This is a genomic window from Plantactinospora sp. CNZ320 (genome assembly GCF_002846275.1).
In genome coordinates this window covers 4402426-4415203 of sequence record NZ_PJMP01000001.1, presented here as the reverse complement: position 1 = coordinate 4415203, position 12778 = coordinate 4402426, and the positions used below count along the sequence as shown (strand labels likewise).

The 12778-nt window shown below is 71.4% G+C and carries 12 protein-coding genes; 7 read left to right on the top strand and 5 right to left on the bottom strand.

Annotated elements, in window-relative coordinates:
* Window positions 1–73: 73 nt before the first annotated feature.
* A complete protein-coding gene (locus CLT71_RS19570; RefSeq protein WP_101368380.1) occupies window positions 74–895 on the top strand; it encodes a DUF3027 domain-containing protein in 822 nt (273 codons plus the stop codon).
* A 60-nt stretch (window positions 896–955) separates the two neighbouring features.
* Here the strand turns inward: CLT71_RS19570 and CLT71_RS19565 are convergent, their stop codons facing one another.
* Entirely contained in the window at window positions 956–1201 is a 246-nt protein-coding gene (locus CLT71_RS19565; protein ID WP_101368379.1) for a DUF2530 domain-containing protein, read from the bottom strand.
* 126 nt (window positions 1202–1327) lie between these two features.
* Here CLT71_RS19565 and CLT71_RS19560 point away from each other — a divergent pair, with 126 nt between their 5' ends.
* The 6 genes from CLT71_RS19560 to CLT71_RS19535 all read left to right on the top strand — a co-directional run bounded on the left by CLT71_RS19560 (window position 1328) and on the right by CLT71_RS19535 (window position 6980).
* A complete protein-coding gene (locus CLT71_RS19560; RefSeq protein ID WP_101368378.1) occupies window positions 1328–2797 on the top strand; it encodes an NCS2 family permease in 1470 nt (489 codons plus the stop codon).
* A gap of 86 nt (window positions 2798–2883) precedes the next feature.
* A complete protein-coding gene (locus tag CLT71_RS19555; RefSeq protein ID WP_199187655.1) occupies window positions 2884–3333 on the top strand; it encodes a MarR family transcriptional regulator in 450 nt (149 codons plus the stop codon).
* Window positions 3334–3437: 104 nt separating this feature from the next.
* Window positions 3438–4724: an MFS transporter gene (locus CLT71_RS19550; RefSeq protein ID WP_101368377.1), complete on the top strand. Its 1287-nt coding sequence runs from the start codon at window positions 3438–3440 to the stop codon at window positions 4722–4724.
* A 153-nt stretch (window positions 4725–4877) separates the two neighbouring features.
* Window positions 4878–5669 carry a maleylpyruvate isomerase N-terminal domain-containing protein gene (locus CLT71_RS19545; RefSeq protein ID WP_199187654.1) on the top strand — a complete coding sequence of 264 codons (792 nt, stop codon included), beginning with the start codon at window positions 4878–4880 and terminating at the stop codon, window positions 5667–5669.
* Window positions 5670–5729: 60 nt separating this feature from the next.
* Complete coding sequence (locus CLT71_RS19540) at window positions 5730–6239, top strand: hypothetical protein (protein WP_101368375.1); 510 nt, start codon at window positions 5730–5732, stop codon at window positions 6237–6239.
* 42 nt (window positions 6240–6281) lie between these two features.
* A complete protein-coding gene (locus CLT71_RS19535; RefSeq protein WP_101368374.1) occupies window positions 6282–6980 on the top strand; it encodes a 2'-5' RNA ligase family protein in 699 nt (232 codons plus the stop codon).
* Between the two features lie 132 nt (window positions 6981–7112).
* Here CLT71_RS19535 and CLT71_RS19530 read toward each other — a convergent pair whose 3' ends face one another.
* The 4 genes from CLT71_RS19530 to CLT71_RS19515 all read right to left on the bottom strand — a co-directional run bounded on the left by CLT71_RS19530 (window position 7113) and on the right by CLT71_RS19515 (window position 12572).
* Window positions 7113–8615, bottom strand: a complete 1503-nt coding sequence (locus tag CLT71_RS19530) for an alpha/beta hydrolase (protein ID WP_199187653.1) — start codon at window positions 8613–8615, stop codon at window positions 7113–7115.
* A gap of 249 nt (window positions 8616–8864) precedes the next feature.
* Window positions 8865–9938 (bottom strand): septation protein SepH, encoded by a 1074-nt coding sequence (sepH, locus tag CLT71_RS19525; protein WP_101368373.1) that lies wholly within the window; start codon window positions 9936–9938, stop codon window positions 8865–8867.
* Window positions 9939–10127: 189 nt separating this feature from the next.
* Window positions 10128–11255: a phosphoserine transaminase gene (serC, locus tag CLT71_RS19520; RefSeq protein ID WP_101368372.1), complete on the bottom strand. Its 1128-nt coding sequence runs from the start codon at window positions 11253–11255 to the stop codon at window positions 10128–10130.
* 210 nt (window positions 11256–11465) lie between these two features.
* Window positions 11466–12572, bottom strand: a complete 1107-nt coding sequence (locus CLT71_RS19515) for a citrate synthase 2 (RefSeq protein WP_101368371.1) — start codon at window positions 12570–12572, stop codon at window positions 11466–11468.
* Window positions 12573–12778 lie beyond the last annotated feature (206 nt).

The window sequence follows — 12778 nt, the reverse complement described above, 5'->3', positions numbered from 1 at the left end:
CGAGATATCTCTGCGGAGAAAAGTGCCGGGGAGTGCCGCCGACCCGCCGTCAAGGATAGGCAAGAATGGGTGAGTGACCAGGAGCACCACGGCCAGAGCCGCCCGCCTCGACCAGGTCTGCGCCAGCGCCGTCGACGTGGCGCGAGAGGGCATCACCGAGGTCGACCCGGCCGATGTCGGCGACCACCAGGGAGCGGTCGCCGAGGGCGACCGACTCGTGACGCATCTCTTCGAGTGCCGGATGGCCGGTTACCAGGGCTGGCAGTGGGCGGTGACGGTGACCCGGGTGCCGCGCAGCCGGCACGTCACCATCTGCGAGACCTTCCTGCTCCCCGGGCCGGACGCGCTGCTCGCGCCGAGCTGGCTGCCCTGGCAGGAGCGGCTCCAGCCGGGTGACCTCGGCGTCGGTGACCTGCTTTTCACTTCACCTGACGACGAGCGACTCGTCCCCGGCTACCTGCTCTCCGACGATCCGGCGGTGGAGGAGACGGCCTGGGAGCTCGGCCTCGGGCGCCCCCGGGTGATGTCCCGGGAGGGCCGGATGGAGACCGCCCAGCGGTGGTATGACGGGGATCACGGGCCGAGCGCGCCGATCGCGGTCGCCGCACCCCGGGCCGCCCGCTGCGGTACCTGCGGCTTCTACCTCCCACTGGCCGGCGCGCTGCGCCAGTCCTTCGGGGTCTGCGGAAACTTCTTCGCCCCCGACGACGGCCGGGCGGTGAGTGCCGACCACGGCTGTGGGGCGCACTCCGAGACGCTTGTCGAGTCGCCCGAGACGCCTGTCGACGAGCTGCCGACAATCTACGACGACAGCGAGGTCGAGGCGATCGCGGTCAGCCGGGCACCCGGCTCGGTCGAGGCCGCCGAGCCCCCGGAGCCGTACGGGCACGGCTGAGGCAGTTCTGTTCTCCGGCGGGCGCGACCACGCTCCGCCAGGCCGTGGTCGGCGATGCTCTCAGCGGCCGGTGCGGCGACGGCGGTTGGCGTCGTGCCGGAGCATCACGGCCAGCCCGGCGAAGCCCGCGAGGAAGCCGGCCAGGCAGGTCCAGAGCCAGTGTTCCCGGCCGGTGTCGGCCAGCCAGTCCCGGAAGAAGACCAGCAACACCAGCCCGACGACCGCCCAGACCACGATCCCGGCAACGGCGAACGGGACCATCGGCGGGTCGAGCGGCTCGATCCGCGGCTCCTCCTCCTCCGACATCGCTCCAGAGTACGGGCGTACTGGTACGTGGTGGTAACCGGGAAGGTCTTTGCTGGTAACCGCTGATCTGGGACGATGCCTCGATCAACGATCAGCCGATCACTCGTAACCCCCTGCGAGGACCCGATGGACAAGATCCCTACGAAGCTGCCCGGGCGGCCCACCGGCGGTAACGCCTTCGACCGGTACTTCGAGATCACGGCACGCGGCTCGACTGTGGGTCGGGAGGTGCGCGGCGGGCTCGCCACCTTCTTCACGATGGCCTACATCGTGGTGCTCAACCCGTTGATCCTGAGCAACGCGGTCGACGGGGACGATGCGAGGCTGCCCATCGCCGCGCTGGCGGCGGCGACCGCCCTGGTGGCCGGGGTGATGACGATCCTGATGGGCGTGGTCGGCCGATTCCCGCTGGCACTGGCCGCCGGGCTCGGCGTCAACGCCCTGGTGGCGTACGAGATCGCACCGCAGATGACCTGGGCTGACGCGATGGGTCTGGTGGTGATCGAAGGTGTGATCATCGCCGTGCTGGTGTTGACCGGGCTGCGTACCGCCGTGTTCCGGGCGGTGCCGACCCAGCTCAAGACCGCGATCGGGGTGGGCATCGGGCTGTTCCTGACGATCATCGGACTGGTCGACGCCGGGTTCGTCCGGCGGGTCCCGGACGCCGCCAACACCACAGTGCCGGTCGGGCTGGGCATCGGCGGCAAGCTGGTCACCTGGCCGGCGCTGGTCTTCGTACTCGGGCTGCTCATCACGCTGGTGCTGGTGGTACGCCGGGTGCGGGGCGCGATCCTGATCGGCATCCTCGCCTCGACCGTGCTGGCGATCGTGGTGGAGGCGATCGCCAAGGTCGGCCCGTCGATGGTGGACGGGAAGCCCAACCCGTCCGGCTGGTCGCTCAACGTGCCGGCGCTGCCGGACAAGGTGGTGGACACCCCCGATCTCTCCCTGCTGGGTCACTTCGACCTGCTCGGCTCCTGGCAGCGGGCGGGTGTACTCGTCGCGCTGATGTTCGTCTTCACGCTGCTGATCACGGACTTCTTCGACACCATGGGCACGATGGTGGCGGTCGGCCAGGAGGGCGGGCTGCTGGACGAGGAGAAGATGCCGCCGCGTACCCGGGAGATCCTGCTGGTGGACTCGATCGCCGCGGCGGCCGGCGGCGCGGCGAGTACGTCGAGCAACACGTCGTACATCGAGAGTGCCGCCGGGGTCGCGGAGGGTGCCCGGACCGGGGCGGCCAACCTGGTCACCGGCGGGTTGTTCCTGCTGGCGATGTTCCTGGCCCCGCTGGTCCTGGTGGTGCCCTTCGAGGCGGCCTCGGTGGCACTGGTGATCGTCGGGTTCCTGATGATGACCGCGGTGAAGACCATTGACTGGAACGACTACGAGATCGCCATCCCGGCGTTCCTGACCATCGTGCTGATGCCGTTCACCTATTCGATCTCGAACGGCATCGGGGCCGGTGTGATCAGCTTCGTGCTGGTCAAGCTGGCCAGGGGCAAGGTCCGGGAGGTGCACCCGCTGCTCTACGGGGTGGCCGCGCTCTTCGTGGTCTACTTCCTGCGCGGCCCGATCGAGACTGTGCTGTTCTAGCCTGTGGGACGGTACGGGGCGGAGGCCCGGTGACAGTGGTCATAGTCGGTGGTCGTTAGCCAAGCTTATTAGTTAAGCTAACGACCGTGACGGAGTGGACGGTGATGGCGAAGCACATGCCACCGGCGCAGCTCGCGACGTTGTTGCGCGACGCGATCACCCGACTCAACCGACGGGTACGACAGACCCGGCCGGTCGGCGACCTCACGGGGACCCAGCTCTCCGCGCTGACCAGCCTGGAGCTGGCCGGCGCGCTGACACCACGCGAGCTGGCCGACACCGAACGGGTCCAGCCGCCGACGATGACCAAGATCGTCGCAAGGTTGGAGGAGCGCGGCCTCGTGCAGCGCACACCCCATCCGACCGACGGTCGACAGGTCATCCTCTCGACCACCGACACCGGCCGCGCGATGCTCGCCCAGTTCGACCGGGCCCGCAACAGGTGGCTGGCCGTCCGGCTCGCCGAGCTGAGCCCAGAGGAACGCGACGCGCTCCAGCGTGCCGCGGAGATCCTGCAGAAGGTGGCGCGCGACTGATCGCCGCAGACGTCCGGGTCCGCTTCGTCCGCTAGGACCTTCCGGCCGCAATGTCGAGGCCGGAGGTCGGGATGACGCGTACGACCCGAGGAGGCGCACTCCGAGTGCGGGCAAAGCTGAGCACCACCTTCCAGTCCATGAAGGTTCGCAACTACCGGCTCTTCGCCACCGGTCAGCTGATCAAACTGATCGGCGTGTGGATGATGTTCACCACACAGGACTGGTTGGTCCTGGACCTCTCGGACAACTCCGCCTCCGCGCTCGGCGTGGTCATCGCACTTCAGTTCACCCCGGTGCTCCTGCTCACACTGCTCTCCGGCCGCCTCGCCGACCGGTACGACAAGCGGCTGCTCCTGTTCGTCGCCAACTGCACCTGGAGTCTGCTGGCGCTCGGCATGAGCGTGCTGGTCCTCACCGGTGTGGTGCAGTTGTGGCACGTCTTCGTCTTCGCCGGCCTGCTCGGGGTGGCGAACGCGGTCGAGACCCCGGTACGCCAGTCCTTCGTCTCCGAACTCGTCGGTACCCCGCTGCTGCCCAACGCGCTGGCGCTCTCCTCCGCCACCTTCAACTCGGCCCGGATCGTCGGCCCCGCGCTGGCCGGGGTGGCGATCGCCCTCTTCGACGTCGGCCCGGTCTTCCTGGTCAGCGCGGTCAGTTCGATCGCTCCGGTGATCTGCGTGGTGCTGATGCGCCCGACCGAGCTGCACCGCGAGGAACTGCTCCCGCTCGCCGAGCGCGGCTCCGCCCGGGTGATCGACGGCCTCCGGTACGTCGCCCGCCGCTCCGACCTGGTGCTGCCGATGGTGCTGATGTCGGTGATGGGGCTGGCCCTGTTCAACTTCCAGCTCACCCTCTCGGCGCTGGCCAAGACCACCTTCAACACCGGTGCCGCCTCGTTCGGCCTCTTCACCACCGCGCTCGCGGTGGGCGCGCTCGCCGGGGCACTGGCCGGCAGCGGCCGGCGCAGCCGGCCGTCGGTCTGGGTGGTGCTGGGCGCCGCCGTGGCGACAAGCGTCTGCGGCATTCTGGTCGGGCTAGCTCCGACGTACTGGCTGGTGGTGGCGTTGCTGCCGCTCACCGGTTTCTTCATGGTCTTCTTCGCCCAGGCGTCCAACCAGCGGGTCCAGCTCGGTGTCGACGCGGCGTTCCGGGGCCGGGTGATGGCGCTCTGGGTGCTCGTCTTCCTCGGCACCAACCCGGTCGGCGCGCCGATCATCGGCTGGATCGCCGAGCACTTCGGTGCCGGCGCGAGCATCTGGATCGGCGGACTGATCTCGCTGGCCACCGCCGGTACGGCGCTGATCTGGCAACTGCACCGCACCGGTACCCGGTTGCGGCTGCGCATCCTCCCGCTGCCCCGCTTCTACGTGGTGCACCCGGCCGACATGTGAGGCACCGGGTGCGGCGCCGTCGCCGTGCCCGCCGCCGTCCAATCGAGCGTCGCCGCCGTCGTCGCGCCATCGACCGCCGTCGAGCGTCGTCGGTCGATGGCGCGGCGCCCTGCGGGTGTCGGATCCCTCTGGTTAGCTGGCCTCATGCTGCGCGTGCGACTTCTGGAGTGCCTGGCCGCCGACCAGGCCCGGCTGCGGCAGGTCGCTTCCGCCGATCTGGCCGCCGCCGTGCCGAGCTGTCCGGGCTGGACCGTCGCCGACCTGCTCCGGCACGTCGCGACGGTCTACCTGCACAAGGTGGAGTGCATGCGAACCGGGCGGATTCCGTCGTCGTGGCCGCCGGACGTCTCCGCAGAGGAGCCGTTGGCGCTGCTCGACCGGGCATGTCTCGCGCTGGGCGCCGAGTTCGACAGCCGGGATTCCGCCGCGCTCGCCCCCACCTGGTACGACCCGGACCAGACCGTCGGCTTCTGGCTCCGGCGGATGACACAGGAGACGCTCGTGCACCGGGTCGACGCGGAGTTGGCGGTCGCCGAGCCCGTGGCGGAGATTCCCGCCGACCTGGCCGCCGACGGCATCGACGAGGTGCTGCGGATCCTCCTCGGCTACGGCAGCCGGCGCTGGCCCGAACGCTTCGCCGACGTGTTCCCCGATTCCGCGATCCGGGTGCTGGTCACCACCGGACCGGCGAGCTGGCAGGTCCGGCTCGGCCCCGAGGGTGCGACGGTCGCCGCCGACCGGGCCGGGGTCGCCCGGGCACCGGTGGCCGCCCGGACGGCGGACGATCCGCCGCCCGAGGCCGGGCCGGTGGCGACCATCAGTGCGGACCCGGAGCGGTTGCTGCTCTGGCTCTGGCGGCGCTTCGCCGACGACGCGATCAGCTGGACCGGCGACCGGGCCGCCGTCGATTGGCTGCGCCTGGCACTCGCTCCGGCTACCCGATGAATGTTCGTTGATTGCAAAACGGGTGGCGGGTCGGGGTACTGCCGGTTAGCGTCGGAGAACGTGGCCATCGTGCATGCATTCGCGCTGCCGCTGGCCCTTCTCGCCATCGCCAGCCTGCCAGTCGTCATAGCCGCGCTGATCTGCGCCGACGAGCTGATCGACGGGCTCGCCCGCCGGCTCGCCGACCAGCGGGACGGTCGCCGGTCGCGGCGGACGATGGAGCGGCTCGACCGGACGTTCGAAGTGGAGTCGCCCGGCACCGGGGCCGATCTCACCGAGTTGGACCGGGTGGACCATCCGACCATCGAACGGATCGCCGCCGACCTGCGCCGGCTGGGTGACCAGCGGCTGCGCGTCGCCGGACGGTCCCGGCTCTGGCAGGACGCCGTGCTGGAGGCGTACGACGACCGGCTGCGTCTGGCCAGCCGGTGCCTGGGAGTGGCCGAGCATCTCGGCGATCTCGACGGAATCGACCTGGAGATCGAACGGGTACGTGTCGAGGGCGAGTTGCAGGCCGCCGGGCTGATCCTGGCCTCCCCGCAGGCCGGTCCGCGGCAGGGCAGCGGTTGAGCCGCCCGTCCACCCCGCACCGCCGCCCGGAACGGTGCTGAGATGCGGCTCTTCGTGGCCGTCTATCCACCGCCGGAGGCGCTGGACGACATGGTCGCGCAGACCCGCCGGCTCCGGATCGGTGCGGCGGCAGACACCGGGATCAACGTACGGCTGACCGCCCGGTCGACCCTGCACGTCACGGTCGCCTTCCTCGGCGAGGTGCCGGACGACCGGCTGCCCACAGTGGAAGAGGCACTCTCCCGGGCCGTCGAGGCGTGGCGGCACCCACCGGTACGGCGTCGGCGCGCCGCCGCACGGACCGTCCCGGACCAGGAGTCACCCGTCTCCGGGCCGAAGGCGCGGCGGTTGGGCGCACCGGGACCGGTCCCGTCGACCGGGCAACCGCAGCTGCGGTCGGCGCCCCGGCTCCAGCTCGGCGGCGGTGGACGGTTCGGGCGGGGGCGGTTCACGGTGCTCTGGGTGGGGCTGCTCGGCGAGGTGGACGCCCTGCGTCAGCTCGGCGCGACGGTCCGGCGGGAGCTGCGCCGGTCCCGGCTGCCCTTCGACCTCCGGCCGCTGCGGCCACACCTCACGCTGGCCCGCCCCGGGGACCGGCTGGACCGGGAGAGCCTCGACGAGGACCTGCGTACCCTCGACGGATATCTCGGGCCGTCCTGGCCGGCGACCGAGCTGGTGCTGGTACGCAGCCACCTGGGCCCCCGGCCGACGTACGACCGGCTGGCCGCGTGGCCGCTCTGACCGCGCGGTTCCGCTGGTCACCCGCCCCGGCCGGCGTCCTCCGGGACACTGACCGGGGCGCGACCGCGTGCCTTGCCGACCTGACCGACCGGAGCAGCACGCTGCCGATCTCGGCATTCGAAATCCAGCAGGTCAGCACCGGGTGTCGACCGGTGGCATCGAACCGGTCGCCAGATAGGTGTTGACGGTCCGGTCGACGCAGGGCAGGGCCTCGTCCCCGTTGATCTGGCGCGCGTACATGCCGTGCGCCCGGATGTCGACGGTGAGCAGGCGGGACGCGGTGAGCCGCCGGTGCAGGTCGAGTGCGAGGTGATACGGCGAATTGTCCCGCGTCGCCTGCACCATCAGCACCGGCACGTCGTGTGCCACCCTGACCGGCGGCTCGGCCGGGGCCGGCCAGAACGCGCACGGCGTCACGTTGTTTCCCAACGGCCCGAAGACGGGCTGGCTGCTCCGGCTGCGCTGCACGTTGTGCCAGTACGGGGCGGCACCGTCCGGCCAGCGCGGGTCGGCGCAGAACACCCCGAACGACGAGGCGAGGATGTTCTCGATCATCGGGTCCCGCAGGTCCAGCAGACCCAGCATCTCGGGCAGTTCCGGCGCCCAGGTGACCGGGCGCCCGGCGACGGCGGCGACGAGGTCGCCCAGTGTGCGGGCCAGCACCGGGTCGTTCGCCTCGTTCCCCAACCAATCACGGATCAGGAACGGCAGGATGTTGTCGTCGACCAGGTGGCCTTCGACAGCGACAGGGCTCCGGGCGAGGGACTCGATCAGTCCCTGGACGGTCGCCCGGACCCGCTCCGGGGTGGAACCGAGCCGGTAACTGTCGTCGCGGGCTGCCGCCCAGCGCGCCCACTCCGCGAGCGCCGCCTCCGCCCGGCCCGCGCCCGCCTGGTTGAGCGCGTACTCCGACTCCACCGCGGAGACGCTGTCGAGCACCATCCGGTCCACCCGGTGCGGGAACAGCTCCGAGTAGACGGCACCGAGGTCGGCGCCCCACGAGACGCCGTAATACGACATTCGGGGCTCGCCCAGGGCCGCCCGGATCCGATCCATGTCCCGGGCGACGTCACGGATGCCGGCGTACGGCAGCAGCGCGGCGTTGCGTTCCTCGCACCGGCGGGCGAAGTCGGCCGACAGCCGGGCCGACTCCAGGAAGCCGGCCCGGTCCGTACCGGCCGAACGCCCGACATCGCGGAGGGTGATCGGACCGCAGGTGATCGGCGCGCTACCGCCGACGAACCGTGGGTCGAAGCCGATGAGGTCGTACTGCTCGGCCACCCCGCCCAGCACCTGCCGCAACCTGGCGGCGAAGTCGAGCCCGGGGCCACCCGGGCCGCCGGGATTGACCAGGAGGATGCCGCGTCGGCGGGCCGGGTCGGCGGCCCGGATGCGGGACACCACGAGGTCGACCGCGTCGTCGCCGTCCGGACTCGCGTGCCGCAACGGCACCCGCAGCACCCCGCACTCGGCTCCGGCCTCGGCCAGCGCCGCATCCGCGCATGGACCGAAGCTCAGCCGGCCTCCGGATCGATTGTCGGAGGTGGCGGTTCCGGCGAGCGCCGGCACCGATGTGCTGCTGCCGAGCACGGCGACGACGGTCGCACCGGCGATCAGTCGAGAGACCCAGGTCATCAGTGTTCCTTTCCGGGTGGCGCGGAATCGAGGAGCACTGGCAACGCTATGAAGGGACTCGTCCACAGTCGACGCGGCAGTCCCCCGGATGGGAGGTACCGGTAGCCCTACCCCGGGGCGGCGCCCGCGTACCGACAGCCGGCCCGACCGGGAGTGGTGCGGCGTACCGCGATTGGTGGTGTTTCACCGCGCCGTGCGGTCCGCGCGCTGGCGATCACGTAGCGTGCGGACCGGCGGTGGTGCGTGGGGTCAGGAGGTCTCGCGGGCGGCGGGGCCGCTGCCGAAGAGGACGTCGTCCCAGCTCGGCAGGCGCTTGCGCGGCTTGCCTGTGGTGTCACCGGACTCGGCTGAGCCCGGCCCGTTGGCGGCCCGGCGCGGCCGGAGCACCGCCAGCGACGGCACCGCCGGGACCTCCTTCGGAGCGTCCGCGTCGTCGTCGAACGCGGAGCCGGCGCCGCCGCCGAGCAGCGCGGCGGCACCACCGGAGACCGGACGTTGCCGGGGCGCGTCCGGCGAGGCCATCGACGCGGCCGGGTCGAGGCCGCGACCGGCGGTCGAGCCGAGCGGCCGGTCGAGCCCGGCGAGCAGCGCGTCCCGGCCGGCCCGGATCGGATCCCGGACGGGCCGGGCGTGGTCGCCGGCGGCGGCCGGCAGCCCGTGCCCGCCACGGCTCGGCTCCACCCGGGAGGGACCGGGCAGGGCGTGGCCGCCGCGCTCGGGCGCGGGCTCCTGGCCGAGCAGTGGCGCGGGGCGCTCGGCGCAGAGGTACTGCGCCATGTCGTCGTGCGGCGTCACCGCCTGGCGGGCCTTGTCGAGATCCCAGACCGCCTGCGCGGTGGCCTTGCCGGAGGGCCAGGTCGCGATGATCCGCCAGGTGCCGTCGTCGCGCCGGTAGGCGTCCCAGGAGATCTTCTCGGTGTCGATGCCGTGCTGGGAGAGCCGGCCGTCGACGATCTCGGCGAGCGGTGCCTGGTTCTCCGCGTTCTTCAGCCGGGTGCGCCGGGCGTGCTGGGCGAGCATCGCCCGCTCCTGGAGCACCGGGCCGGCGTAGCGCAGCACCCGGTCGACCGGAACCCCGGCGATCCGGGCCACGTCCTCGGCGGACTCGCCGGAGCGGATCCGGGCCTGGATGTCCCGGGGCGACAGTGAGGGTGCCGGCTCGGTGCCGGGACCGACCACGGCCAGTGGTGCGCTGCCGGGCTCGTTGTGCAGAACCGTCGCCACCCGCTCGTCGATCGGCAGCGCGAGAAGACGGCCCACCTCGTCGGTGAGCACCATGGCCTGGCCGTCCTCGGAGAGGGCGACGAAGCGTACCGGCCGCATCGCGTTGCCTCCCTCCCGCCTCGCTGGCCCCACGCCACAGGTCAGCCACCCGGGCGTCCTCGTCACACGGTACGCTGCTCCGTCACCCGTTGGGGAGAGGCGCGCCCGCATGTCGCGGGTGAGCTGGAGAAATTGATCACTCGGGCCGGGCGGTCCGGCCGACCGGCCCGACCCGAGGGACGGTTCGACTCAGAGCCGGTCGACCACGTAGTCGACGCAGGTGGTGAGCGCCTCCACGTCGCTGGGCTCGACGGCCGGGAAGAGCGCGATCCGGAGCTGGTTGCGGCCGAGCTTGCGGTACGGCTCGGTGTCGACGATGCCGTTCGCCCGCAGCGCCTTGGCGATCGCGGTCGCGTCGACCCCGTCGGCGAAATCGACGGTGGCGACCACATTGGAGCGCAGTGCCGGGTCGGTCACGAAGGGTGTCGTCACGGCGGAACGCTCGGCCCAGCCGTACACGATCGACGCGCTCTCGGCGGTGCGCTTGGCGGCCCAGGCCAGCCCGCCCTGCCTGTTCATCCAGTCGGTCTGCTCGGCGGCCATGAAGATCGTCGCCAGCGCGGGGGTGTTGTACGTCTGCTCCAGCCGCGAGTTGTCGATCGCGGTGACCAGGTCGAGGAAGGCCGGGATGTACCGCCCCGAGGACTTGATCTCGGTGGCCCGGGCCAGCGCGGCCGGCGACATCAGGGCGAGGAAGATCCCGCCGTCGGAGCCGAAGCACTTCTGCGGGGCGAAGTAGTAGACGTCGGTCTCCCGGACGTCCACCTCCAGCCCGCCCGCGCCGGAGGTCGCGTCGACCAGCAGCAGCGCGTCGTCGTCGGCACCGGCCACCCGGCGGATCGGCACCGCGACACCGGTCGAGGTCTCGTTGTGCGGGGTGGCGTAGACGTCGACACCGGCCTCGGCGACAAGCGACGGCGCGCTGCCCGGCTCGGCCTTGCGCACGGTCGGCTGGCCCAGGAACGGCGCGTCGGCGACCGACTTGGCGAACTTGGCGCCGAACTCGCCGAAGCTGGCGAACTGGGCCCGGTCGCGGACCAGCCCGAAGGCGGCCACCTCCCAGAACGCGGTGGTACCGCCGTTGCCGAGCACCACCTCGTAGCCCTCGGGCAGGGAGAAGAACTCGGCGATGCCGCGGCGCAGCCGGGCGACCTGGTCGCGTACGGTCTTCTGCCGGTGCGAGGTGCCGAGGTAGGTCGTGGCGACGTCGGCCAGCGCGGAGACCGCCGCCGGACGCACCTTGGACGGGCCGCAGCCGAACCGGCCGTCAGCGGGTTTGATCTCGTCGGGAATCCGAATGGTCGATACGTCAGCCACGGTTACGAAGATCCTTCCGATGGGCCGAGCAGGCCCGGGAGCCGAGCGGTTGATCCGGCGACGCTGCCGCCACCCCATCCTCGCACCTCCGCCGGGCCACCCGGAGGACGATCCCACGGCACCGACTGAGTTCTGCCCCACAATCCGTCAGGTGTAAGGAAGGGCCCCCGCATATACAAAAAGCGATATGCGGGGGCCCTTCCTTACACCTCAGGCGTTGTGCGGGACGGCGTTCCAGCCCTCGACCTCGGTGGGCTTGCGGGGGCCGGGGCCGGTGTACCGGGCCGCCGGCCGGACCAGCCGCTTCAGCCTCTTCTGCTCCAGGATGTGCGCGCTCCAACCGCCCATCCGGGCACAGGTGAACATGGAGGTGAACATGTGCGCAGGTACCTCGGCGAAGTCGAGCACCACGGCCGACCAGAACTCGACGTTCGTGGCGAGTACCCGGTCCGGCTTGCGGTTGTGCAGCTCCTCCAGGGCGGCCTTCTCCAGCGCCTCGGCGATCTCGAAGCGCGGCGCACCCAGCTCCTTGGCGGTACGCCGGAGCACCCGGGCGCGCGGGTCCTCGGCCCGGTAGATCCGGTGCCCGAAGCCCATCAGCCGCTCGCCCCGGTCGAGTACGCCCTTGACGTACCCCTCGGCGTCGCCGCTGCGCTCCACCGCCTCGATCATGTGCAGTACCCGGGACGGCGCACCGCCGTGCAGCGGGCCGGAGAGCGCGCCGATGCCCGACGAGATGCAGGCGGCGGCGTCGGCGCCGGTCGAGGCGACGATCCGGGCGGTGAAGGTGGAGGCGTTCAGGCCGTGTTCGGCAGCGGAGATGAAGTAGGCGTCGACGGCCTTGACGTGCCGGGGGTCCGGCTCGCCCCGCCAGCGCTTCATGAACCGCTCGACGATCGTCTCCGCCTTGTCGATCTCCTTCTGTGGCACGGCCGGCAGGCCGAGTCCACGCGCCGACTGGGCGACGAAGGAGAGCGCGGTCACCGAGACCCGGGCCAGGTCCTCCCGGGCCTGCTCGTCGGAGATGTCCAGGAACTGGTTCAGCCCCCAGTACGGCGCCAGCATCGCCACCGCGGACTGCACGTCGACCCGGATGTCGCCGGAGTGCACCGGCACCGGGAACGGTTCGGCCGGGGGCAGGCCGGGACCGAACCGGCCGTCCACGAGCAGGGCCCAGACGTTGCCGAAGGAGACCTGACCGATCAGGTCCTCGATGTCGACCCCGCGATAGCGCAGCGACCCTCCTTCCTTGTCAGGCTCGGCAATGGCGGTCTCGAAGGCGATCACGCCTTCCAGCCCCGGTTTGAAGTCGGACATGCGCGCTCCTGGATCGGTCGTCCGTGCATTCGGGGCTCACCCGGCGGTGCCCGGCGTGAACCCGTGGCGTACTCAGCGATGTATTCGTGCCATCTTGCCTGCTGGGTAACTAACTTTGCGAGAGGTCAGGGTTGTGCTACACGCGACAAACGACGGCAACGGCTCGGCCCGGTGCGCCCACTGCCGACCGGGTCGGCGCGGGTTCC

Coding starts and splice junctions, on each gene's coding strand:
- CLT71_RS19530 (WP_199187653.1), bottom strand. CDS start 8,615: ATGACCTGGGTCTCTCGACTGATCGCCGGTGCGACCGTCGTCGCCGTG.
- sepH (WP_101368373.1), bottom strand. CDS start 9,938: ATGCGGCCGGTACGCTTCGTCGCCCTCTCCGAGGACGGCCAGGCCATG.
- CLT71_RS19535 (WP_101368374.1), top strand. CDS start 6,282: ATGCGGCTCTTCGTGGCCGTCTATCCACCGCCGGAGGCGCTGGACGAC.
- CLT71_RS19565 (WP_101368379.1), bottom strand. CDS start 1,201: ATGTCGGAGGAGGAGGAGCCGCGGATCGAGCCGCTCGACCCGCCGATG.
- CLT71_RS19515 (WP_101368371.1), bottom strand. CDS start 12,572: ATGTCCGACTTCAAACCGGGGCTGGAAGGCGTGATCGCCTTCGAGACC.
- CLT71_RS19560 (WP_101368378.1), top strand. CDS start 1,328: ATGGACAAGATCCCTACGAAGCTGCCCGGGCGGCCCACCGGCGGTAAC.